This window comes from Pantoea sp. Pa-EAmG, assembly GCF_030024295.1.
Lineage (GTDB): Bacteria > Pseudomonadota > Gammaproteobacteria > Enterobacterales > Enterobacteriaceae > Pantoea > Pantoea dispersa.
Genome location: NZ_JASEWO010000059.1, coordinates 1 through 23,482, shown reverse-complemented (window position 1 = coordinate 23,482; position 23,482 = coordinate 1). Strand labels below are relative to the sequence as shown.

General features: G+C 58.8%; 24 protein-coding genes. 13 read left to right on the top strand and 11 right to left on the bottom strand.

Annotation, left to right across the window (positions count from 1 at the left end; translation table 11 throughout):
• From yajC to secF, 3 genes are all read left to right on the top strand, one after another.
• The coding region (gene yajC, locus QMM04_RS10400) for a preprotein translocase subunit YajC (protein ID WP_282996123.1) at positions 1–275 on the top strand (275 nt) is incomplete at its 5' end.
• Between the two features lie 25 nt (positions 276–300).
• Positions 301–2,148, top strand: a complete 1,848-nt coding sequence (gene secD / locus QMM04_RS10395; protein ID WP_282996122.1) for a protein translocase subunit SecD — start codon at positions 301–303, stop codon at positions 2,146–2,148.
• A gap of 10 nt (positions 2,149–2,158) precedes the next feature.
• On the top strand, positions 2,159–3,127 hold the full coding sequence (gene secF / locus QMM04_RS10390; protein WP_058769379.1) for a protein translocase subunit SecF: 969 nt from the start codon (positions 2,159–2,161) through the stop codon (positions 3,125–3,127).
• 64 nt (positions 3,128–3,191) lie between these two features.
• Here secF and QMM04_RS10385 read toward each other — a convergent pair whose 3' ends face one another.
• Both QMM04_RS10385 and lysM read right to left on the bottom strand, forming a co-directional pair.
• Positions 3,192–3,764, bottom strand: coding sequence for a DUF3251 domain-containing protein (locus tag QMM04_RS10385; RefSeq protein WP_104092645.1), 573 nt, complete (start codon positions 3,762–3,764; stop codon positions 3,192–3,194).
• 15 nt (positions 3,765–3,779) lie between these two features.
• Entirely contained in the window at positions 3,780–4,217 is a 438-nt protein-coding gene (gene lysM, locus QMM04_RS10380) for a peptidoglycan-binding protein LysM (RefSeq protein ID WP_021507159.1), read from the bottom strand.
• Between the two features lie 171 nt (positions 4,218–4,388).
• Between lysM and nrdR the strand changes: the two genes are divergently transcribed.
• From nrdR to pgpA, 6 genes are all read left to right on the top strand, one after another.
• Complete coding sequence (nrdR, locus tag QMM04_RS10375) at positions 4,389–4,838, top strand: transcriptional regulator NrdR (RefSeq protein ID WP_031279647.1); 450 nt, start codon at positions 4,389–4,391, stop codon at positions 4,836–4,838.
• 3 nt (positions 4,839–4,841) lie between these two features.
• Positions 4,842–5,945: a bifunctional diaminohydroxyphosphoribosylaminopyrimidine deaminase/5-amino-6-(5-phosphoribosylamino)uracil reductase RibD gene (gene ribD, locus QMM04_RS10370; protein WP_104092646.1), complete on the top strand. Its 1,104-nt coding sequence runs from the start codon at positions 4,842–4,844 to the stop codon at positions 5,943–5,945.
• Between the two features lie 93 nt (positions 5,946–6,038).
• Positions 6,039–6,509 (top strand): 6,7-dimethyl-8-ribityllumazine synthase, encoded by a 471-nt coding sequence (gene ribE, locus QMM04_RS10365; protein WP_034831031.1) that lies wholly within the window; start codon positions 6,039–6,041, stop codon positions 6,507–6,509.
• Positions 6,510–6,528: 19 nt separating this feature from the next.
• Positions 6,529–6,948 (top strand): transcription antitermination factor NusB, encoded by a 420-nt coding sequence (nusB, locus tag QMM04_RS10360; RefSeq protein ID WP_031279648.1) that lies wholly within the window; start codon positions 6,529–6,531, stop codon positions 6,946–6,948.
• A gap of 46 nt (positions 6,949–6,994) precedes the next feature.
• Positions 6,995–7,972: a thiamine-phosphate kinase gene (thiL, locus tag QMM04_RS10355; RefSeq protein ID WP_021507164.1), complete on the top strand. Its 978-nt coding sequence runs from the start codon at positions 6,995–6,997 to the stop codon at positions 7,970–7,972.
• Positions 7,959–8,450, top strand: a complete 492-nt coding sequence (gene pgpA / locus QMM04_RS10350; protein ID WP_104092647.1) for a phosphatidylglycerophosphatase A — start codon at positions 7,959–7,961, stop codon at positions 8,448–8,450. Before thiL ends, pgpA begins: the two co-directional genes overlap by 14 nt.
• 155 nt (positions 8,451–8,605) lie before the next feature.
• Here pgpA and QMM04_RS10345 read toward each other — a convergent pair whose 3' ends face one another.
• The 4 genes from QMM04_RS10345 to xseB all read right to left on the bottom strand — a co-directional run bounded on the left by QMM04_RS10345 (position 8,606) and on the right by xseB (position 12,674).
• Positions 8,606–9,580, bottom strand: coding sequence for an aldo/keto reductase (locus tag QMM04_RS10345; protein WP_021507166.1), 975 nt, complete (start codon positions 9,578–9,580; stop codon positions 8,606–8,608).
• Positions 9,581–9,647: 67 nt separating this feature from the next.
• Positions 9,648–11,513 (bottom strand): 1-deoxy-D-xylulose-5-phosphate synthase, encoded by a 1,866-nt coding sequence (dxs, locus tag QMM04_RS10340; protein ID WP_021507167.1) that lies wholly within the window; start codon positions 11,511–11,513, stop codon positions 9,648–9,650.
• Positions 11,514–11,532: 19 nt separating this feature from the next.
• Positions 11,533–12,432, bottom strand: coding sequence for a (2E,6E)-farnesyl diphosphate synthase (gene ispA, locus QMM04_RS10335; protein WP_021507168.1), 900 nt, complete (start codon positions 12,430–12,432; stop codon positions 11,533–11,535).
• Positions 12,432–12,674: an exodeoxyribonuclease VII small subunit gene (gene xseB, locus QMM04_RS10330; RefSeq protein WP_021507169.1), complete on the bottom strand. Its 243-nt coding sequence runs from the start codon at positions 12,672–12,674 to the stop codon at positions 12,432–12,434. Before xseB ends, ispA begins: the two co-directional genes overlap by 1 nt.
• A gap of 234 nt (positions 12,675–12,908) precedes the next feature.
• Here xseB and thiI point away from each other — a divergent pair, with 234 nt between their 5' ends.
• Complete coding sequence (thiI, locus tag QMM04_RS10325) at positions 12,909–14,357, top strand: tRNA uracil 4-sulfurtransferase ThiI (RefSeq protein ID WP_021507170.1); 1,449 nt, start codon at positions 12,909–12,911, stop codon at positions 14,355–14,357.
• 142 nt (positions 14,358–14,499) lie between these two features.
• Here the strand turns inward: thiI and yajL are convergent, their stop codons facing one another.
• Together yajL and panE are read right to left on the bottom strand one after the other, a co-directional pair.
• Positions 14,500–15,111 (bottom strand): protein deglycase YajL, encoded by a 612-nt coding sequence (gene yajL / locus QMM04_RS10320; protein WP_058781215.1) that lies wholly within the window; start codon positions 15,109–15,111, stop codon positions 14,500–14,502.
• The gene (gene panE / locus QMM04_RS10315; RefSeq protein WP_282996121.1) at positions 15,065–15,985 is read right to left on the bottom strand and encodes a 2-dehydropantoate 2-reductase; all 921 of its coding nucleotides are present in this window, start codon (positions 15,983–15,985) and stop codon (positions 15,065–15,067) included. The genes yajL and panE overlap by 47 nt, the downstream gene beginning before the upstream one ends.
• A 127-nt stretch (positions 15,986–16,112) precedes the next feature.
• Here panE and QMM04_RS10310 point away from each other — a divergent pair, with 127 nt between their 5' ends.
• Entirely contained in the window at positions 16,113–16,604 is a 492-nt protein-coding gene (locus tag QMM04_RS10310) for a YajQ family cyclic di-GMP-binding protein (RefSeq protein ID WP_282996120.1), read from the top strand.
• Here QMM04_RS10310 and QMM04_RS10305 read toward each other — a convergent pair.
• Positions 16,601–18,367 carry a sigma-54-dependent Fis family transcriptional regulator gene (locus QMM04_RS10305; protein ID WP_282996119.1) on the bottom strand — a complete coding sequence of 589 codons (1,767 nt, stop codon included), beginning with the start codon at positions 18,365–18,367 and terminating at the stop codon, positions 16,601–16,603. The genes QMM04_RS10310 and QMM04_RS10305 overlap by 4 nt on opposite strands.
• A gap of 261 nt (positions 18,368–18,628) precedes the next feature.
• Here QMM04_RS10305 and QMM04_RS10300 point away from each other — a divergent pair, with 261 nt between their 5' ends.
• Both QMM04_RS10300 and adhP read left to right on the top strand, forming a co-directional pair.
• The gene (locus tag QMM04_RS10300; protein ID WP_021507175.1) at positions 18,629–20,149 is read left to right on the top strand and encodes an aldehyde dehydrogenase family protein; all 1,521 of its coding nucleotides are present in this window, start codon (positions 18,629–18,631) and stop codon (positions 20,147–20,149) included.
• 36 nt (positions 20,150–20,185) lie between these two features.
• Positions 20,186–21,220 (top strand): alcohol dehydrogenase AdhP, encoded by a 1,035-nt coding sequence (adhP, locus tag QMM04_RS10295; protein WP_182688979.1) that lies wholly within the window; start codon positions 20,186–20,188, stop codon positions 21,218–21,220.
• 56 nt (positions 21,221–21,276) lie between these two features.
• On the opposite strand, the gene QMM04_RS10290 is transcribed toward adhP, so the two are convergent.
• Positions 21,277–22,641, bottom strand: coding sequence for an MFS transporter (locus QMM04_RS10290; RefSeq protein ID WP_031279651.1), 1,365 nt, complete (start codon positions 22,639–22,641; stop codon positions 21,277–21,279).
• 203 nt (positions 22,642–22,844) lie between these two features.
• Positions 22,845–23,482, bottom strand: a 638-nt coding sequence (cyoE, locus tag QMM04_RS10285) for a heme o synthase (RefSeq protein ID WP_282996118.1), incomplete at its 5' end; no start/stop codon positions are given.

Here is a 23,482-nt window from a genome sequence, read left to right as displayed (position 1 = left end):
CTTATTCTCTGGTGATCATGCTGGTGGTGTTTGGTCTGATCTTCTACTTCATGATCCTGCGTCCACAGCAGAAGCGCGCCAAAGATCACAAAAAGCTGATGGATTCCATCTCTAAAGGTGATGAAGTGCTGACCAACGGTGGCCTGGTGGGACGCGTAACGAAAGTGGCTGAAACCGGCTACATCGCTATCGCCCTGAACGACACCACTGAAGTAGTGATTAAACGTGATTTCGTGGCCGCCGTTCTGCCGAAAGGTACAATGAAGGCGCTGTAATTTATTCTTCCCGAAGGGAACTGCCGTGTTAAACCGTTATCCTTTGTGGAAGTACATCATGCTGGTCGTCGTGATTCTCGTCGGCCTGCTCTATGCGCTTCCTAACCTTTATGGTGAGGATCCGGCCGTTCAGATCACTGGTGCGCGCGGTGGCGCCGCCAGTGAAAAAACGTTGGATCAGATCCAGAACGTCTTGAAACAAGACAATATTCAGAGCAAATCCCTCGCGCTGGAAAATGGTGCCATTCTGGCCCGTTTTGACAATCAGGACGTGCAACTGCGCGCGCGCGATGCTCTGACTGCATCGTTGGGCGATGACTACGTTGTTGCTCTGAACCTTGCGCCGGCCACGCCGCGCTGGTTGACGATGCTGGCCGCACAGCCGATGAAACTCGGTCTTGATTTGCGTGGCGGCGTACACTTCCTGATGGAAGTGGATATGGATACCGCTCTGGGCAAACTGCAAGAGCAGAATGCCGATGGCCTGCGCAGTGACCTGCGCGACAAAAGCATCCCGTATACCAACGTCAACAAAATCGCTAACTACGGTGTAGAAGTGCGTTTCCGCGACGGTGCAAGCCGTGATGCGGCTATCAGCTATCTGTCACCGCGCCATCGCGATCTGGTGATCTCCAGCGTCGGCAGCGATACGCTGCGTGCGGTGATGACCGATGCGCGTCTCAGCGAAGCACGTGAGTATGCGGTTCAGCAGAACATCAACATCCTGCGTAACCGTGTTAACCAGCTGGGCGTTGCCGAGCCGTTGGTGCAGCGTCAGGGTTCTGACCGCATCGTGGTTGAGCTGCCGGGTATTCAGGACACCGCGCGCGCCAAAGAGATTCTGGGCGCGACCGCAACACTGGAATTCCGTCTGGTAAATACCTCCGTTGATCCAACTGCGGCGGCCAGTGGCCGTGTGCCGGGTGATTCGGAAGTGAAAGAGACGCGTGAAGGCCAGCCAGTGGTGCTGTACAAGCGTGTGATTCTGACCGGTGACCATATTACCGATTCGACGTCCAGCATGGACGAGTACAACCAGCCGCAGGTGAACATTTCACTGGATGGCGCGGGCGGTAACATGATGTCGAACTTCACCAAGGACAACATCGGTAAAGCGATGGCGACCCTGTTTGTGGAGTACAAGGACAGCGGTAAGAAAGACGCCAACGGTCGTGCAATCCTGGTGAAACAGGAGCAGGTGATTAACGTGGCGAACATTCAGTCGCGCCTCGGTAACAGCTTCCGCATCACCGGTATCAACAACCCGAACGAAGCGCGTCAGCTGTCGCTGCTGCTGCGTGCCGGTGCGTTGATCGCGCCAATTCAGATTGTGGAAGAGCGTACCATTGGTCCAACAATGGGCCAGCAGAACATCACTCAGGGTCTCGAAGCCTGCTTGTGGGGTCTGATCGCGTCCATTCTGTTTATGGTGGTGTTCTATAAGAAATTTGGTTTGATTGCGACCAGCGCGCTGCTGTGCAACCTGGTGCTGATTGTCGGCATCATGTCACTGCTGCCGGGTGCGACCCTCACCATGCCGGGGATTGCCGGTATCGTGTTGACGCTGGCGGTTGCTGTCGATGCCAACGTGTTGATTAACGAACGTATTAAAGAAGAACTGCGTAACGGACGCTCGGTACAGCAGGCGATTCATGAAGGCTATAAAGGCGCCTTCTCCAGTATCGTCGACGCCAACGTCACCACGCTGATTAAAGTCATCATTCTTTATGCGGTCGGTACCGGCTCGATCAAAGGGTTTGCGATTACCACGGCTATCGGTATCGCGACTTCCATGTTCACCGCTATCGTCGGCACCCGTGCCATCGTTAACCTGGTGTACGGCGGCAAACGCATCAATAAGCTGTCTATCTGAGGAGTGCGTTGTGGCACAGGAATATAGTATTGAACAGCTGAACCATGGGCGTAAAGTCGTCGACTTTATGCGCTGGGACACGCTGGCCTTTATCATCTCCGGCCTGCTGATTGTGGCGTCCATCGCCATTATCGGTGTGCGCGGCTTTAACTGGGGGCTCGATTTCACCGGCGGGACGGTGATTGAGATCAACCTCGAGAAGCCGGCGGATCTGGATGCGCTGCGTGACGGGCTGGTGAAGGCAGGCTTTGAGGAGCCGCTGGTACAGAACTTTGGCAGCAGCCGTGATGTGATGGTGCGTATGCCACCGACCACCGGCAATGCAGGCCAGGAGCTGGGCAACAAAGTGGTTGCCTCGATCAATCAGACGACGCAGCAGAACGCGACCGTGAAGCGAATTGAGTTCGTGGGCCCGAGCGTGGGCAGCGATCTGGCGCAGGCCGGGGCGATGGCGCTGCTGTCGGCGCTGATTGCGATTCTGATCTACATCGGCTTTCGCTTTGAGTGGCGTCTGGCGCTGGGCACCGTGCTGGCGCTGGCGCACGACGTAATCATCACCTGCGGCATTCTGTCGCTGTTCCACATCGAGATCGATCTGACGATTGTGGCGTCGCTGATGTCGGTGATTGGTTACTCGCTCAACGATAAGATCGTGGTTTCCGACCGTATTCGTGAGAACTTCCGCAAAATCCGTCGCGGTTCTTCTTACGACATCACTAACGTGTCGCTGACCCAGACGCTGAGCCGTACGTTGATCACCTCGATCACCACGCTGGCGATGATCCTGATCCTGTTCATCTTTGGTGGCGCGCTGCTGAAAGGCTTCTCGCTGACCATGCTGATCGGTGTCACCATCGGTACCATTTCGTCGATTTACGTGTCGTCCGCGCTGGCGCTGAAGCTGGGCATGAAGCGTGAACACATGCTGGTGCAGAAAGTGGAGAAAGAGGGCGCCGATCAGCCTTCGATTCTGCCGTAATTGTGCCGGAGAAATGAAACGGGCTGCCTGAGTGCAGCCCGTTTTTTTATGCCTGACGCCAGAATTACTGGCCTGCAACGACCGTGCTGGCGTCCGCCACCGCCTGCACATCATGCACGCGCACGTAGCCGGGCTGACCCGGTGCCAGCCCGCTGAGCCGCAGCGGTACGCTGACCGAACTGCGCGGCATCAGACTGGCGGGCACGGTAATGGTCTGGCTCAGGCTGTCGGCGTTCAGCGGCTTGCCGCTGGCGGGATCCATTTCGCCCCATACCACGCGGGCGCTGAGCGCCGGCACCGGCTTATCATCGGTTGAACGGATATTCAGGTTAGCGCGGCTGCCGCTGGCTTCCCCCTCAACGTGCGACAGCGACAGGCGCAGTTTACCCAGCTGCGTCTGCAGCTCTACCGGCGTATTTGCCTGCGGGAGTAACCATGCGCCCTGCGTCGACTGGCTGTTAAGCTGCCCCTGAATCTCCAGCGCGCTGGCCTGACTGGTCAGTTTGCGCATCTGCTGGTTGAGCTGGCTCACTTCCTGATGCAGCGCTTTGACCTGAGGTGAAGCGGGGGGGGAGCTGCAACCACTGAGCACCAGCGCAGCAAGCGCTGCCGGCACCCAAATCATCCTGAACGTCATGCAATGTCCTTCCGGTTATTTAGGGATACGTAAAACCTGGCCGGGATAGATCTTATCAGGATGCGTCAGCATTGGCTTGTTCGCCTCAAAGATCTTGTTGTATTCGTTCGGCGTGCCGTACACCTGCTTCGAGATAGCGCTCAGGGTATCGCCTTTTTTCACCGTGTAGAATTCGGCCTGCGTGGCGCTGTCACTGGTGGTGACGTTATCTTCCACTTTGGTGATGCCGGCCACGTTACCCGCCGCCACCAGAATCTTCTCTTTCAACTCCTGCGAGATACCGTCACCGCTGACCTTCACGGTATCGCCCTGGACATCGACTTTCACTTTATCGCTGTCGGGCAGGCCGAGTTGATTAATGTGCTCCTGCAGCTTTTTGCTCTGGTCATCGCCGCCTGACACCGCATCCCACAGTTTTTCACCCGCTTCTTTGACGAAATTGAATAAACCCATACATCCTCCTGTCATTAAGCCGGATTGGCTCTCTAAGCTTAGTAACTTTTCACGGTTTGCTGTAACCGTCAGGCGTCGCTGTGAGCCAGGTGGCGATTCTGCGCCCTGTATTTTGTTGCAACCGGGAACGCGCTACACTATCTGCCCCCAATTCTCGCGACAGGAAACGTCATGCATTGCCCATTCTGCTCCGCTGTGGACACCAAAGTGATTGATTCACGTCTGGTTAGTGAGGGCTCCTCAGTGCGCCGCCGCCGCCAGTGCCTGGTATGCCATGAGCGTTTTACCACCTTTGAAGTGGCCGAGCTGGTAATGCCACGCGTGGTGAAAAGCAACGACGTGCGCGAACCCTTTAACGAAGATAAGCTGGCCAGCGGCATGATGAAGGCGCTGGAGAAGCGCCCGGTGAGCGCGGATGCCGTCGACAACGCGGTCAATCACATCAAAACCCAGCTGCGCGCCACCGGCGAACGTGAAATTCCCAGCAAGCTGATTGGTAACCTGGTGATGGAAGAGCTGAAGAAGCTGGATAAAGTTGCTTATATTCGCTTCGCATCGGTGTACCGCAGTTTTGAAGATATTCGTGATTTTGGCGAAGAGATCGCCCGCTTACAGGATTAATCCATGACCGATGCGCACTACATGGCGCGCGCGCTGGAACTGGCGCGGCGCGGACAATACACCACCACCCCGAATCCTAACGTCGGATGCGTTATCGTGCGCGATGGTGAGATCGTGGGCGAAGGCTGGCATCAGCGCGCCGGTGAACCGCACGCGGAAGTGCACGCGCTGCGCATGGCGGGTGACCACGCACGCGGTGCGACCGCGTATGTCACGCTGGAACCCTGCAGCCATCACGGCCGGACGCCGCCGTGCTGCGATGCGCTGATTGCCGCCGGCGTCAGCCGGGTGGTCGCGGCGATGCAGGATCCTAATCCGCAGGTGGCCGGGCGCGGCTTGTATCGTTTACAGCAGGCCGGCATCGACGTGAGTCACGGCCTCATGATGAATGAAGCGGAAGCGCTCAATCGCGGTTTTCTCAAACGCATGCGTACCGGTTTTCCGTGGATTCAGCTCAAACTGGGCGCCTCGCTGGATGGTCGTACCGCCATGGCCAGTGGCGAAAGCCAGTGGATCACTTCCGCAGCGGCAAGGCGCGATGTGCAACGTTTACGTGCCCGCAGTTCAGCTATTCTTACCACCAGCGCCACCGTGCTGGCGGACAATCCGTCGCTGACGGTGCGCTGGGATGAACTGAGCGAGACCGTGCGCCAGCAGCTGAATGAGAGCCAGCTGCGTCAGCCGGTGCGGGTGGTGATCGACAGCCAGCAGCGCGTGACGCCACAGCATCGTTTGATCGCCCAGCCCGGCGAAACCTGGCTGATGCGCACGGAGGCTGATGCACAAAGCTGGCCGCCGGGCGTGAGTCAGATTGAGGTGCCGCCGCGCGGTGAGCAGCTCGATCTGGTGGCGATGATGATGCTGCTCGGTCAGCGTCAGATCAACAGCGTGTGGGTTGAGGCCGGTGCCGGTCTGGCCGGTGCGCTGCTGCAGGCCGGCCTGGTGGATGAACTGATCGTTTATCTGGCGCCGAAACTGCTGGGTAATGCCGCGCGCGGCCTGTGTGCGCTGCCGGGACTGGAAACGCTGGCCGATGCGCCAGCGCTGAATTTTAGCGACGTGCGTCAGGTTGGCGACGATTTACGGCTGACCCTGACACCACGCTGAGCATGCACGGAAAAGCCTGAGCGCGTTGCCGAAGAGTATGATAGAATCCGCCCCCTTCTGCGGGGCCACAAATCAAACACCCAAAGGATATGTATGAAAGTTATCGAAGCTCCTGTTGCCACGCCTGATGCTCACATTGCCATCGTTATTGCGCGTTTTAACAACTTCATTAATGACAGCCTGCTGGATGGCGCCGTTGATGCGCTGAAGCGTATCGGCCAGGTTAAAGCAGAAAACATCACTGTGGTTTGGGTTCCTGGTGCATACGAACTGCCACTGGCAGCGCGCGCACTGGCGAAAGCCGGCAAGCACGACGCAATCGTGGCGCTGGGAACCGTGATCCGTGGCGGCACCGCCCACTTCGAATATGTGGCAGGTGAAGCCAGCTCTGGCATTGCCAACGTGGCGATGACCAGCGAAATTCCGGTGACTTTCGGCGTGTTAACCACCGAAAACATCGAGCAGGCGATTGAACGCGCCGGCACCAAAGCGGGTAACAAAGGCGCCGAAGCGGCCCTGACCGCACTCGAAATGATTAACGTATTGAAAGCCATCAAAGCCTGATTTTTGTAAGGGGAATTTTGTGAAACCTGCTGCTCGTCGTCGCGCCCGTGAGTGCGCTGTCCAGGCGCTTTACTCCTGGCAGCTGTCGAACAACGACATTGCCGATGTGGAATACCAGTTTCTGGCGGAACAAGACGTCAAAGACGTCGATATTAGCTATTTCCGCGAACTGCTGGCCGGTGTGGCGACCAACAGCGCGTTCCTGGACGGCCTGATGAAGCCTTACCTGTCGCGCCAGCTGGAAGAGCTGGGCCAGGTAGAAAAAGCCATCCTGCGCATTTCGCTCTATGAACTGAGCAAGCGTGACGATGTGCCGTACAAAGTGGCGATCAACGAAGGTATCGAACTGGCTAAAGTGTTTGGTGCTGAAGACAGCCATAAATTTGTTAACGGCGTGCTGGATAAAGCCGCTCCGCAAATTCGACCGAACAAAAAATAAGTGCAAAAGGCCGGCTCACCGGCCTTTTTTCATTGAGACCTGACTTATGTCCTGTGGTGAATTCGAACTGATCGCACGTTATTTTAACCGCGTCACCAGCTCCCGCCGCGATGTGGAGAAGGGAATTGGTGACGACTGCGCGTTACTTAACGTGCCGGAAAAACAGACGCTGGCCATCAGCACCGATACGCTGGTGGCGGGCGTGCATTTCTTACGTGATATCCATCCGGCCGATCTCGGCTACAAAGCGCTGGCGGTTAACCTGAGCGACCTGGCGGCGATGGGCGCCGATCCGGCATGGTTAACGCTGGCGTTGACGTTGCCTGAGGTAGATGAACCCTGGCTGGCCGCGTTCAGCGACAGCCTGTTTGAGCTGCTGGATTATTACGATATGCAGCTGATCGGCGGCGATACCACGCGCGGGCCGCTCAGCCTGACGCTGGGCATTCATGGCCTGGTGCCGGCCGGCCGTGCGCTGAAGCGCGCCGGGGCTAAACCGGGTGACTGGATTTTTGTCACCGGCACGCTGGGCGACAGCGCTGCTGGCCTGTCGCTGCTGCAGCACCATCATCGCCTGAACGATCCGGCGGTGCATGAAGTGCTGATCAAGCGCCATCTGCGCCCGATGCCACGCGTGCTGCAGGGCCAGGCGCTGCGCAATCTGGCGACATCAGCCATCGATCTGTCCGATGGCCTGATCTCCGATCTCGGCCATATTCTCACCGCCAGCCGCGTCGGTGCCCGCATCAATCTGGATGCGCTGCCGCTGTCGGCTGCGTTGCGCGATCACTTCGAGCCGGAACAGGTGCTGCGCTGGGCGCTGAGCGGGGGTGAAGATTATGAGCTGTGCTTTACCGTGCCGGAAGTCAATCGTGGTGCACTGGATGTGGCGCTGGGCCATCTTGGCGTGGCGTATACCTGCATCGGCCAGATCGCGCCGGAAGCAGAAGGGCTGACGCTGCTGGAGAACGGCAAGCCGCGCAGTTTCCATCACAAGGGATTTGATCACTTTGACGCTAAATAAAGATGTGGCCAAAGGCCGTCTGCGCATGGCCAATCCGTGGCACCTGCTGGCGACCGGTTTTGGCAGCGGCCTGAGCCCGATTATGCCCGGCACCGCCGGTTCAATTGCCGCCATTCCCTTCTGGTGGCTGATGACGCTGCTGCCGCTGCAGCTGTATTCGCTGCTGGTGCTGATTGGCATCAGCGTGGGTGTCTACCTGTGTCACCGCACCGCGCGTGATATGGGCGTGCACGACCATGGCAGCATCGTGTGGGATGAGTTCATCGGCATGTGGATTACGCTGATGGCGATACCGGCGATGAGCTGGCAATGGGTGCTGGCCGGCTTTGTGATTTTCCGTATTTTTGACATGTGGAAGCCGTGGCCGATTCGCTGGTTCGACCGTAACGTGCACGGCGGCATGGGCATTATGGTCGATGACATTATCGCCGGGGTCATTTCAGCGGCGATTTTGTATGGGCTGGGGCTGGTGCTTTAATGCGCCAGGTGCGCATGAATGCGCACCCTACAGAAAGCGTTGCCATGAATGCGTTGCCGCAGGCAGATCGCCAGGAATGCGTAGACCACAGGCAGGTCGCCATGTATGCGCTGCCTGTGACATCAGGTCGCCCTGAAGGCGACCTGACTGGACCGTTACTCGAATCCCACCACCGGATGCGGTTGGTAGACGCTCTCCAGCTCGGCGATATCGGTTGAACTCAGCTCCACGTCGACGGCTTTCACCAGCTCGGCAAACTGCTGCTCGCGCGAGGCACCAATAATCGGCGCGGTAACCACCGGCTTATGCAGCAGCCACGCCAGCGCCACCTGCGCGCGCGTCACGCCTTTGTCCGCAGCCACCGTTGCCAGCCGTTGCGCAATGGCCGCGTCATTCTCTTCGGTGCCGGTATAGAGTTTTTCCATCACGTTATCCGACACTGAACGCGCAGTGGTTTCTCCCCACGGACGCGTCAGCTTACCGCGCGCCAGCGGGCTCCACGGCAGCACCGCGATGCCTTCGCGCTGGCACAGCGGATGCATCTCCTTCTCTTCTTCGCGCTGAATCAGATTGTACTGATCCTGCATACTGACAAAACGCGCCCAGCCATGCTGCTGCTGTAACTGCAGCGCCTGCGCAAACTGTGTGGCATGCATCGAGGAAGCCCCGATGTAACGCGCTTTGCCTGACCGCACTACCTGATCGAGCGCTTCCAGCGTCTCTTCAATCGGCGTGGCGTAATCCCAGCGATGAATCTGCAGCAGATCGACATACTCCATGCCAAGCCGCGTCAGGCTGTCATCAATCGACTGCAGAATATTGGTGCGCGACAGCCCCTGCGACAGGTTGCTCAGCGGAAAGTAGACTTTGGTCGCCACCACCACCCGATCGCGCTGCGCATAATCTTTGAGCGCGCGGCCGAGGATCTCCTCACTGCTGCCGTCGGAGTAGCTGTTAGCGGTGTCGAAGAAGTTAATGCCCGCGTCCAGCGCCTGCTTAATCAGCGGTCGGCTGCTCTCTTCCGGCAGCGTCCAGGCGTGGTTACCGCGCAGCGGATCGCCATAGGTCATACAGCCTAAACAGAGACGTGAAACCTGCAGATCGGTCTGGCCTAAACGAACGGTTTTCATGAAGGGCTCCTGCTCTTATGCGTGGGGTTTTACCCTCAAGCATAGCAGCAGGAGCGGGGAAGGGCGGTTACTGCGCCAGCCAGGCGGCGATTTGCTGCTGGATGCCTGCGGCGTCCAGCTGATAATCCTGACGCACTTCTTCCTGCGTCCCCTGCGGAATGAACTCATCCGGCAGGCCGAGGTTAAGCACCGGCACGCGCAGGCGTTTCGCCATCACGTATTCATTGACGCCGCTGCCGGCACCGCCTTTGATCGCGCCTTCTTCCAGCGTAATCAGCGCGTCGTGGCTGGCCGCCAGTTCGCTAATCAGGGCTTCATCCAGCGGCTTAACAAAGCGCATGTCGACCAGCGTGGCGTTGAGCGCGTCGGCGGCGGCCTGCGCTTCCGGCAGCAGAGTACCAAAGTTGAGGATGGCCAGCTGCTCGCCGCGACGCCGGATGACCCCTTTGCCAAGCGGCAGGCTGGCCAGCGGTTCCAGCGTGGCGCCGGTGCCGGTGCCGCGCGGATAGCGCACCGCGCTCGGGCCATCCTGATAGTGGTAGCCGGTGTAAAGCATCTGCCGGCACTCGTTTTCATCGCTTGGCGTCATGATCACCATGCCCGGCACGCAGCGCAGATAGGCGATATCAAACGCCCCCTGGTGCGTCTGGCCGTCGGCACCCACGATACCGCCGCGATCGATAGCAAACAGTACCGGCAATTGCTGAATTGCCACGTCGTGAATCACCTGATCGTAGGCGCGCTGCAGGAAGGTAGAGTAAATCGCCACCACCGGTTTGTAACCGCCGATGGCCATGCCTGCGGCGAACGTCACCGCATGCTGCTCGGCGATCGCCACGTCAAAATACTGCTGCGGATAATCACGCGAGTAGCTCACCATGCCGGAGCCTTCGCGCATGGCCGGCGTCACGGCCATCAGCCGCGCATCGTCGGCGGCCATCTCGCTCAGCCAGTTACCAAAGATTTTCGAGTAGCTCGGCAGGCCCGGCGCGCTTTTCGGCAGCGAGCCGCTGGCCGGATCGAATTTTGGCACCGCGTGCCAGGTAATCGGATCTTCTTCCGCCGGCGCGTAGCCCTTGCCCTTTTTGGTCATGATGTGCAGGAACTGCGGCCCTTTCAGATCGCGCATATTCTTCAGCGTACTGACCAGCGTCAGCACATCGTGACCGTCGACCGGACCGATATAGTTAAAGCCCAGCTCCTCAAACAGCGTGCCCGGCACCACCATGCCTTTCAGGTGCTCTTCGGTGCGCTTCACCAGCTCTTTGATCGGCGGCAGCCCGCCCAGCACGCGCTTGCCGCCTTCGCGCAGGCGTGAATAGGTTTTCCCCGAGAGAATCTGCGCCAGGCGATTGTTCAACGCGCCCACGTTCTCAGAGATCGACATCTCGTTGTCGTTGAGGATCACCAGCATGTCCGGCTTGATATCACCGGCGTGGTTCATGGCTTCAAACGCCATGCCCGCGGTAATCGCGCCGTCGCCAATAATACAGGCGGTGCGGCGACCTTTGCCTTCGCGTTCGGCGGCCACGGCCATGCCGAGACCGGCGCTGATGGACGTCGACGAGTGGCCCACGCTCAGCACGTCATATTCGCTTTCGCCGCGCCACGGGAACGGGTGCAGGCCATTTTTCTGACGGATAGTGCCGATACGGTCGCGGCGGCCGGTCAGAATCTTGTGCGGATAGGCCTGATGGCCGACGTCCCACACCAGATGATCAAACGGGGTGTTATACACATAATGCAACGCGACGGTCAGCTCGACGACGCCCAGACCCGAAGCAAAGTGGCCGGACGAGCGGCTCACGCTGTCCAGCAGATACTGACGCAGCTCGTCGCACAGGTCCGGAAGTTTTTCTTTAGGCAGTAAACGTAATTCCTGAACCGTGCCTGCTAACGCCAGTGTCGGGTATTTTGCAATATCAAAACTCATCAGAGACTCATTATATAAGTTATTTATCGCGTTCAATTATAAAGCTGGCCAGCGCCTGCAGAGCGGACGTGTCATACGACTGTGCCGCCAGCACCTCCAGCGCGCCCAGTGCTTCGCGATAGAGATCCTGCGCTTTGGCCCGCGCGTTATCCAGTCCCAGCAGCGCCGGGTAAGTACTTTTCCCCAGCGCCTGATCGGCTCCCTGGGTTTTGCCCAGAACGGCGGTATCGCCGACCACATCAAGGATGTCATCCTGCACCTGAAACGCCAGTCCGATGGCGTTGGCGTAGATATCCAGCTGCGGCAGCGCATCGCGGCCCGCGGCACCCGCAGTGAGGGCGCCGAGACGCACGGCGGCGCGGATCAGCGCGCCGGTTTTATGGCGATGGATCTGCTCCAGCTGGTTCAGGTCCACGGATTGGCCTTCGGCGGCTAAATCCAGCGCCTGGCCACCGCACATGCCGGCCACGCCGCTGGCCTGCGCCAGTTCGGAAATCATGGCAATGCGATCCTGCGGGCTTACGCCGGGCATCGGCTGGTCCGCAAGAATGGTAAACGCCAGGGTTTGCAGGGCATCGCCGGCCAGAATCGCCGTGTCTTCGCCATATTTGATATGGCAGGTTGGCTGCCCGCGACGTAACGCATCGTCGTCCATCGCCGGCAGGTCATCATGAATCAATGAGTAAGCGTGAATGCACTCCACCGCTGCGGCGGGGGCATCCAGGCTGGCCGCCTCGGCGCGCAGCATCTCGCCAGTGGCATACACCAGAAACGGGCGCAGGCGCTTACCGCCTAATAGTGCCCCATATTGCATGGCGTTCACCAGAGGAGAACTCTGAAAAGGAAGTGGATCTATTAAGCGCGTCAACGCCTGGTTCACGCGCTCATGGTAGGCGCGCTGCAGTTGCACGAAATCCATTACTCATTTTCCGGCGTGAAAGGGGTGAGCGGGGCGTCTTTGTCGTCGCTCAGCAGAATCTGCACGCGCTGTTCCGCCGCCTGCAGGGTTTGCTGGCCGCTGCGTGCCAGCTGTACGCCGCGCTCGAATTCATTCAGCGCCTCTTCCAGCGGCAGTTCGCCACTCTCCAGACGGCTGACAATCTGTTCCAGCTGCTGCAGTGCGTTTTCAAAACTCACGGGCGCTTCGGCTTTTTTCGGCATAATCAGTGTCGACTCACAGGTTGGGACATTATGTTGCAATCGGTCATGGTAGCCGACGGGCATTGATTAGCAAAATAATCAATGCGGCGAAGGTTGCTTACAGCAGTCACCTAACAAAGGTGATATACTTGCGCGCCTCGGATGCGGTGGCTGATGCCAACCCGCAATTATATGATTTTACCAGCTAAGTGTTGATGATTTTAGCACTTATTTGCCCAACGAAGCTGTGTCGCCATGAAGTTTATCATCAAGCTCTTCCCTGAAATCACCATCAAAAGTCAGTCGGTGCGCCTGCGCTTTATCAAAATTCTGACCGGTAACATCCGTAATACCCTGCGCACCCTCGACGAAGAGATCGCCGTGGTGCGCCACTGGGATCACATCGAAGTGCGCGCGAAGAAGGAAGCGCTGCGTGCCACCGTCACGGAAGAGCTGACGCGCATTCCCGGTATCCACCATGTGCTGGCGGTCGAAGACCGCGCCTATACCGACATGCACGATATCTTCGAGCAGACGCTGGCGCTCAACCGCGAGCGGCTGGAAGGCAAGAGCTTCTGCGTGCGCGTGAAGCGTCGCGGCAAGCACAGCTTTAGCTCGCAGGATGTGGAGCGCTACGTCGGCGGCGGTCTCAATCAGCACATTGAAAGCGCGCGCGTGCAGCTGAATCACCCGGATGTGACGGTGAATCTGGAGATTGAAGACGATCGCCTGCTGCTGATTACCGGCCGCTATGAAGGCCTGGGCGGCTTCCCGATCGGCACCCAGGAAGATGTGCTGTCGCTGATTTCCGGCGGCTTTGACTCCGGCGTCTCCAGCTATATGCTGATGCGCCGCGGCTGTCGCGTGCACTACTGCTTCTTTAACCTCGGCGGCGCGGCGCATGAAATCGGCGTGCGTCAGGTGGCGCACTATCTGTGGCAGCGTTTTGGCCGTTCACATCGCGTGCGTTTTGTCGCCATCAATTTTGAGCCGGTGGTGGGCGAGATTCTGGAAAAAGTTGATGACGGCCAGATGGGCGTGGTGCTGAAGCGCATGATGGTGCGTGCGGCGTCGATGGTGGCTGAGCGTTACGGCGTGCAGGCGCTGGTGACCGGTGAGGCGCTGGGCCAGGTCTCCAGCCAGACGCTGACTAACCTGCGTTTGATTGATAACGCATCCGACACGCTGATTCTGCGCCCGCTGATCTCGCACGATAAAGAGCACATCATCAATATTGCGCGTCAGATCGGCACCGAAGACTTTGCCCGCACCATGCCGGAGTACTGCGGCGTGATTTCGAAAAGCCCCACGGTGAAAGCGGTGAAGGCGAAGATCGAAGCCGAAGAGCAGAACTTCGATTTCGACATTCTGCAGCGCGTGGTGCAGGAAGCCAGCAACGTCGATATCCGTGAAATTGCGGAGCAGACGGAAGAAGAAGTGGTGGAAGTGGAAACCGTGGCGTCATTCAGCGGCAACGATGTGGTGCTGGATATCCGTTCAATTGATGAACAGGACGACAAGCCGCTGGCGCTGACCGGCGTGGAAGTGAAATCGCTGCCGTTCTATAAGCTGAGCACTCAGTTCGGCGATCTCGATCAGAGCAGAACCTGGTTGCTGTACTGCGATCGCGGTGTGATGAGCCGGTTGCAGGCCTTGTATCTGCATGAGCAGGGCTTTAAGAACGTGAAGGTGTACCGTCCGTAACCGCGGCGGGAGTTAAGCCTGGCGCGCCTGATTTCGGGTGCACGGGCAAAACCCGGTGCGCAGGAATGCGCACCCTGTAATCACCGCGACGAATAAAAAATGTGCGCTGATGCCGTGGGGTCGCCATTGATGGCGACCTTTTTTACGCGCGCTCTTCAAATTCCTGATAATTATAAATCCCTGCCGCCAGCACCAGCTGTGATGCGACTTCACGCGCTTGCTCTTTATCCACCAGCAGATCAATCAGCTTCAGGGCAAAATCGATCGCCGTGCCCGGCCCCTGGCTGGTCAGCAGATTAACGCGCGGATCCCACACCACGCGGCGCTCCATCCATTTTTCTTCCGGAATGGTGTGCTTCAGGCCGGGAAAACCGGTCATGTTGCCCACCGGAAACAGGTCATGCGGCACCAGCACCGTGCCCGGCGCGGCACAGATCGCCGCGACAATTTTTCCTGACAGATGACACTGGCGTACCGTCTCCACCAGCAGCGGGCTGTCGCGGAAGGTTTCAGCGCCTTTGAGGCCGCCCGGCAGGACGATGGCGGCAAAATCGTTATCCGCCACTTCCACCAGCGGTGCGTCAGCCAGCAGGCGCACACCGCGGGAGCAGACAATCTCGCGCGTGCCGTCGCTCTCCACGCTGGCGGTGGTCACCTTCAGGCCGGCGCGGACCAGCAGGTCGATAGTGGTGACCGCTTCGGTCTCTTCACTGCCATGGGCCAGGCAAACCAGCACTGATGCGTTCGCGCTCATATTGGGACTCCTTGCGTTTAATCAGGTCGTACAGGCGGGTATTTTCCGGCAGCGCAATCCCCTGCGCACGGGCGCGGCGCAGCAGGTAGCCGGTAATGTAATCAATTTCAGTCTGACGCTGCGCACGCACATCCTGCAGCATTGAGGAGACGTTGGCGGCGGTGCTGTCGATGACGTCGTAAATAATGTCGCGCAGATTATCCAGCGCGATGTGCTGGCCCTCGCGCTCCATCACCCAGGCCAGCTCCTCGCACAGCCGGTTAATCTGTTCCGGCCAGGCGCGCAGCGCACCGTTCTGGCAGTCGTGCTCAACCGTCAGTGTGTTGATCACGCAGTTAACTGCCAGCTTGCGCCAGCTGGCAGACGCGATGTTATCGTGCCACGCCACGTCCGGCAGTGCCTGATGCAGAATATCGGCGATATCGCTCAGCGCCGCGCTTTCGCGGCTGGCAGGCCCGATGTGGGTGATGCCCTGCGCGACATGCTTAATCACCGTGCCGTCGCGCATCGCCGCGTGCGTGGTGATGCCGCGCAGCAGCGGCTGCTGCACTTCTTTGAGCTCTTCGATGGTACCCATGCCGTTGTGCAGTAGCAGGATCGGCGCGTGGCGCGGTAGCTCGCTTTGCAGGTTTTTCACCGCAGGGGAAACCTGTGGCGCTTTCAGGGTCACCAGTAGCAGCTGGCTTTCAGCCAGAAACAGCGGATCGTTAGCGATGAAGGTGTGATTGCTGACGTGGCCCTGCGGATCGACCACGTTGACCGAACAGTACGGCTGCGGTACGCGCAGCCAGCCCTGAACGTCATGTCCCTGGCGTGCAAGGGCCGCGAGCCAGATTTGCCCCAGGGCGCCGCAACCCAACACGGTAATTTTCATTATGCCTCCCGCTGGCGGGTGGGTGAATGGGTGTCACACCCTTAATTATAGCTTTCCGCGTCGCGTGTTTTATTAGCGCGACAAGACGCGTATTATGCATGTCACTTTAGTATCAGGAGAAGAAAAGATGCCATCTTTCGATATCGTTTCCGAAGTCGAACTGCCGGAAGTGCGTAATGCGGTGGAGAATGCCAACCGTGAGATCTCAACCCGTTTCGATTTCCGCAACGTGAACGCCAGCTTTGAGCTCAACGAAAAGAATGAGACCATCAAAGTCACCAGCGAATCGGATTTTCAGGTGAAGCAGCTGGTGGATATTCTGCGTGAAAAGTTGCTGAAGCGCGGCATTGAAGGCGCGGCGATTGAAGTACCGGAAGAGATTGTGCACAGCGGTAAAAGCTGGAGCGTTGAAGCGAAGCTGAAAAAAGGCATCGAAAGCGATGTCGCGAAGAAAATCGTTAAGCTGATCAAAGACAGCAAACTGAAAGTGCAGACGCAGATTCAGGGTGAAGAGCTGCGCGTCACCGGTAAATCCCGCGACGATCTGCAGGGTGCGATGGCGCTGGTGCGCGGTGGCAACCTGGGTCAGCCGTTCCAGTTCAAAAACTTCCGCGATTAATCCCCTCTGTCGCGCGCCGCACGACGATACAGCGTGCTGCGCGCGACCCCCAGCGCCTGCGCCGCTTTACTGATATTGCCGTCATAGCGCTGCAGCGTTTCACTGATCAGCTGTTCATCGTGGCGTTCGCGCAGCGGCGGTGCCGGCGGGCGGCGATACTCTGCCGGCAAGTGACTTTCCGTCAGCGTTTCGCCCTCATCGGCGAGCGCCAGCAGCACGCGCAGCAGACTGCGTAGCTGGCGCACATTGCCTGGCCATGGCTGCTGCGCCAGCGCCGTCAGCAGCGCCGGAGACAGCTGTACGCCACGCTGCGCGGCTCCCAGTTCCTGCCATAAATCGCGGATAAACCCGGCGACGTTCGGCCAGGCGCGCAGTGGCGGAAGGGTCAGCGCAAACTCCTGCAGACGATAGAGCAAATCCTCACGAAATTCGCCGGCGGCCACGCGCTGGGCCAGATCGCGATGCGTGGCGCAAATTATGGCAAAATTCACCGGCCAGCTGCGACTGGAGCCGAGTGGCGCCACCTCTTTTTCCTGCAGCACGCGCAGCAAACGGGTCTGCAGCGTCAGCGGCATGTCACCGATTTCATCCAGAAACAGCACGCCGCCATCCGCTTCGCGAATTTTGCCGATGTAGCCATTTTTACTGGCGCCAGTAAATGCGCCGGGCTGGTAGCCAAACAGTTCGGATTCAATCAGCGCTTCGGGGATGGCGGCACAGTTGATGGCGACAAACTTGCCCGTGCGCCAGCGGCTTTGCTGGTGCAGAGCACGGCTGACATACTCCTTGCCGCTGCCGGTTTCACCATAAATGCACAGCGAAACGCCGGCATCCAGCAACCGCAGCATTTTTGCGCCGTCAGCTCCCAGCACGCGCGGCAAGTCATGCGTACGACTGTCCGGCACGCTGACGTGGCTGCGCTGCGGCGCGCGCAGGCGGAACCAGTAGCGCTGCGCGCCAATGTCGACCGCGGCGGGAACGCTGTTGGCCTGCTGCTGCAGTTGCGGAAACAGCTGCTGAAACGTCAGGCTGGCAAAGCGGTCGGCGCTGAGAGCCAGTTCGCGCATCGCCAGCCGGTTGGCTGCGGTCAGCACATTGTCAGAGAATACCAGCAGCAATTCATCACTGGTGTCGATGCCCTGCGGCTGCGGATGCAGACTGAGCAGCCACTGCTGCGGATGCAGGCTCTGCTTCACCCACAGGTACTCGATCTGCTTTGCCGCTGCTTTCACCCGGTTCAGGGTATGCGGATGCGGAAAGTGTGCCGGACCCGAGATATCCAGCACGCCGGCTATCTGACCGTTGGGCATCTGCAACGGCATCGCGGCGCAGTACAGACCCTGATTGCGCGTCAGGAAATGCTGCTGGCCATCAATTTCACAGCCGTCATCAATCGCCAGCGCGGTGCCAATCGCATTGGTGCCGCGTCCGCATTCACTCCACAAATTACCGGGTGCCAGGGCAAAGCGCTGGGCTTTCTCCAGCGCCTGCATATCGCCAAAGGTGTTCAGCACCAGCCCGCTGGCATCGGACAGGATCACCACCGACTGCGTCTCCGCCATCTGCTGCGCCAGCTGGCGGATGACCGGCTGCGCAAACTGCTGCAGCCCGGCGTTGCTGGCCAGCACATCGGCCAGCTCGCCCTGACGCACGCGCGGGAAATCGTCGGCGCTGCGCTCTAATCCATACAGCTGGCTGCGGAACCAGGAGTCGCTTAACAGCGGGTTGGCGTGCACGGCAGACGCGGCTGAATTTCCCTGCATGAGTGACCTCAGAACGGCGTGTAAGTGTTGCAATATTGTAGCGTTCGGGTTTCTGCACTGTTGCGATACGCAACACAGATACCGCGTTTGTCCTGGAGGACTGACAGGTTTGCTGGCGGGGCATGAATTTATTTGATTGATAAATAATGCATTTATCGCTTTTGCGCCTGATGAGAAAAAACTGGCACGCGCGCTGCAATACCGACACAGGCAGTTGCGCTGCCTGTTCAGACCCTCTGACCTGATAATAAGGAGTTTGCGATGCGTTATGCACATCCCGGCACGCCCGGCGCGCTGGTCTCTTTCCAGGCGACCTACGGCAACTATATCGCCGGCAACTTCACCGAGCCGCTGAGCGGCCAGTACTTTATGAACACCTCGCCGGTAGACGGCAGCGATATCGCTCAGTTCCCGCGCTCCGACGCGCGCGACATCGATCTGGCGCTGGATGCCGCGCATCAGGCCGCCGATGCGTGGGGCAAAACCAGCGTACAGCAGCGCGCCAACCTGCTGCTGCAGGTGGCCGATCGTATGGAAGCCAGTCTTGAGAAGCTGGCGGTAGCGGAGAGCTGGGATAACGGTAAACCGATTCGCGAGACGCTCAATGCCGATCTGCCGCTGGCGGTCGACCATTTTCGCTACTTTGCCGGCTGCCTGCGCGCGCAGGAGGGCAGCACCGCTGAGATCGACGAAACCACGGTGGCCTATCACTTCCATGAGCCGCTGGGCGTAGTCGGACAGATCATCCCGTGGAATTTCCCGCTGCTCATGGCGGCGTGGAAGCTGGCACCGGCGCTGGCCGCCGGTAACTGCGTGGTGCTGAAACCGGCTGAGCAGACGCCGCTTGGTATTACGCTGCTGATGGAGCTGATTGGTGATCTGTTTCCACCGGGCGTGCTGAATGTGGTGCAGGGCTTTGGCCGCGAAGCCGGCGAAGCGCTGGCCACCAGCAAGCGCATCGCTAAAATTGCCTTTACCGGATCCACGCCGGTCGGGCGGCATATCATGGCCTGTGCGGCGGAGAACATCATTCCCTGCACCGTCGAGCTGGGCGGCAAATCACCCAACATCTACTTCGCGGATGTGATGTCGGGCGAAGAGGCGTTCATCGAGAAAGCGGTCGAGGGGCTGGTGCTGGGCTTCTTTAATCAGGGCGAAGTCTGCACCTGTCCATCGCGCGCGTTGATTCATGAATCGATCTACCAGCCCTTTATGGAGCGGGTGCTGGCGAAGGTTGCCACCATTCGCCGTGGCGATCCGCTCGATACCGACACCATGATCGGGGCTCAGGCTTCCCGCCAGCAATTCGACAAAATCCTGTCCTATATCAACATCGCCCGTGAAGAAGGCGGTCAGATTCTGACAGGGGGCGAGCGTGCGCATATCGCCGCGGAGCTGGATAACGGATTCTACATCCAGCCCACCCTGATCAAGGGCAGCAACCAGATGCGCTGTTTCCAGGAGGAGATTTTTGGGCCAGTGATTGGCGTCACCACGTTCCACGATGAGGCAGAGGCGCTCGCGATCGCCAATGAAACCCAGTTTGGCCTGGGCGCGGGCGTGTGGACGCGCGATACCAATCTGGCGTATCGCATGGGCCGCGGCATTAAAGCCGGTCGCGTCTGGACCAACTGCTATCACATCTATCCCGCCCATGCGGCATTCGGTGGCTACAAGCAGTCGGGCGTCGGGCGTGAAACCCACAAAATGGCGCTCAGCGCCTATCAGCAAACTAAAAATCTGCTGGTCAGCTATGGCACAGCGCCACTGGGGCTGTTCTGAGTCCGCATACGTTCAAATGGAGAGTGAAAGATGAATATGCAAATCAAAACCACCATGAAAGCCGCGATTGTGAAGGCGTTTGGTGAACCGCTGGTGATTGAGCAGGTGCCGGTGCCGTCCGTTGGGCCAGGACAGATTCTGGTGAAAATCGCCGCCACCGGCGTGTGCCACACCGACCTGCACGCCGCCGAAGGCGACTGGCCGATCAAGCCCAATCCGCCGTTCATTCCCGGTCACGAAGGCGTCGGGCAGGTGGTAGCCGTCGGCGAAGGGGTGAAGCATCTCAAACTGGGCGATCGCGTCGGGGTACCGTGGCTCTACTCGGCGTGTGGCCACTGCGAGCACTGCCTCGACAGCTGGGAGACGCTGTGTCTGTCGCAGCAGAATGCCGGCTATTCGGTCAACGGCAGCTTTGCCGAGTACTGCCTGGCGGATGCCAACTACGTCGGCATCATTCCGGATAACGTTGAGTTTAATGAAGTGGCACCGATTTTATGTGCTGGCGTAACGGTTTACAAAGGCCTGAAGATGACCGATACCAAACCGGGTGACTGGGTGGTGGTTTCCGGCATCGGCGGGCTGGGGCACATGGCTATTCAGTATGCGGTGGCGATGGGGCTCAACGTGGCGGCGGTCGATATCGACGACGATAAGCTGGCATTTGCCAAACGGCTCGGTGCCAGCGTGGTTGCCAATGCGAAGCAGGTCGATCCGGCGAAAGTGTTCCAGGAAAGTTTTGGCGGTGCGCACGGCGTGCTGGTGACGGCGGTCTCGCCAAAAGCGTTTGAACAGGCGATCGGCACGCTGCGTCGCGGCGGCACCATGGTGCTCAACGGCCTGCCGCCGGGGAAATTCGATCTCTCGATCTTCGACATGGTGCTGGATGGCATTACGGTGCGCGGCTCGATTGTCGGCACGCGTAAAGATCTGCAGGAGGCACTGGATTTTGCCGGTCGCCATAAGGTGAAAGCGAATGTCGCGGTTGAGCCGCTGACTAACATCAACGATATCTTTGCGCGCATGCACGCCGGCAAAATTGAAGGGCGTATTGTGGTGGATATGTCGCTGTAGTGACGCTGAGCGGACCGCGTGGAGCCAGAGCATCGCGGTCCGCTGTGGCTAAGTCATTAACTGCTGGCGAGCAGCGCCTCCAGCTCCACGCGGCTCGTCACTTTGCTGTCAATTTTAATGTAGGCACTTTTCTCTTCCGGCACGATAAACACTGACGCCACGCCGGGCTGCGCGCGCAGCCGCTTCTCCAGATTCGGTACTGCCAGCACCGCATCACTCAGCACCAGGCGCAGGCTGCTGACGTACGGCGGCTCCTGCATCGACATGGCGACAAACAGCCACGCCGCAGCCACTATCGCGCCGACCAGAAACACCGTTTGCGCATCGAAGTGGCCGAAAATCCAGCCGCCCAGGCTGCCGCCAATCGCGACGCCAATAAACTGGCTGGTGGAATAAATCCCCATGGCCGTGCCTTTGTAGCCCGCCGGCGACTCTTTGCTGATCAGCGACGGCAGAATCGCTTCCATCAGGTTAAAGGCGAGGAAAAACAGCTGCACGCCAATCACCAGCGTCCAGAAGTGGCCTGCGGCGCCCCACAGCACAATTTCCGCGATGATGATCAGCGCCACGCAGCCGACAAACACCCGCTTCATGCGGCGCTTTACCTCGGCATAGATAATAAACGGCACCACGGCGACAAACGCCACCAGCATGGTCACCAGATACACTTTCCAGTGTTCAGCCGCCGGGAAGCCTGCCTGTTCAAACTGGCCCGGCAGCGCGACGAAGCTCGACATCAGCAAAATGTGCAGACAGAGAATGCCGATATTCAGCTTCAGCAATTTGGGATTAGCCAGCACTGCGCGAATGCTGCCTTTGACCATGCCGGATTCGCGGTTCAGCACGTGGCCCGGCGCATTGGGCACTACCAGCAGGGTGATCACGATACCCAGGCTGGCGAGCAGGGCAATCATCCAGAACAGCGCGTGCAGACCCAGCGCATGCGTGACAATCGGGCCGACCACCATGGCAATCGCAAAGGTAACGCCGAAGCTGATGCCGATAAACGCCATCGCTTTGGTGCGGTTCTGTTCACGGGTCAGGTCTGACAGCAGTGCCATCACCGCCGCGGCAATGGCACCGGAGCCCTGCAGCGCGCGACCAAGGATAATGCCCCAGATGGAGGTGCTGGTGGCGGCAATAAGGCTACCAAGCACAAACAGCAGCAGGCCACCGACAATCAGCGGCTTGCGGCCAATACGGTCGGACAGCAGACCAAAGGGGATCTGAAACACGGCCTGCGCCAGACCATAAATACCAATTGCCAGACCGATCAACGTTTCGCTGGCGCCCTGTAAAGCCATACCGTAAGTGGTCAGTACCGGCAGGACCATAAACATTCCCAGCATGCGCAGGGAAAAAACTGTGCCTAAACCCCATGTTGCCCGAAGCTCAACTGGTGTCATTCTATTATCGTTCATTCCAACCTCTGTAAGTTTATGCCCCTGGGACTTCAGGTTGCAGCGGCACAGGTTGCGCGCCCTTATCTGCGACCCGGCTCACCGGGACATGCAGCGCTTATTTTAGGAAGCAGGGCAGGGCGGGTAAAACAATTGTTTTTAAGCAGTGGTAACAAAAAGAAAGGGCGCGAAATTCGCGCCCTTGTCCGGAGTAACGGTCTGACTTACCAGACGTAAGTCAGCAGGTCCTTAGAGGCCGGGGCCATAAAGTCCACCGACATCATCACGCTCAGCGCAGTGATGGCGACAATGGAGAACACGAACAGTTTACGCGCCCAAACTTTGTCGTTTGAGGTTTTGTAACCTGACAGTGCCATACCCAGCCACCACACGCTGACGGCGGCAGCCACCACCAGATATTTGTAGCCAGCATAACCGCCCAGCGACAGCATCAGCGTGGCAATCATGAACGCCAGGATGTACAGCGTAATATGATTTTTTGCCACGGAGATGCCTTTCACCACCGGCAGAACCGGAATATTGGCGGCCTGATAATCTTTGAAGCGGAAGATGGCAATCGCGTAGGAGTGCGGCATCTGCCACAGGCTAAAGATAGCCAGTAAGATTAACGCGCCGGCATCAAACTGGTTGGTCACCGCGCAGTAGCCAATCACTGGCGGCGCAGCGCCAGAGAGGCTGCCAATCAGCGTGCCATAGACCGAATGACGCTTCATGTAGAGGCTGTAAATGCCGACATAGACGACGAAGCCCATCACCGCCAGCCACATGGCCAGCGGGTTAGCGCCAAAATACAGCAACGCAAAGCCAGCAATACCCAATGCGGTTGCATAAACCAGGCTTA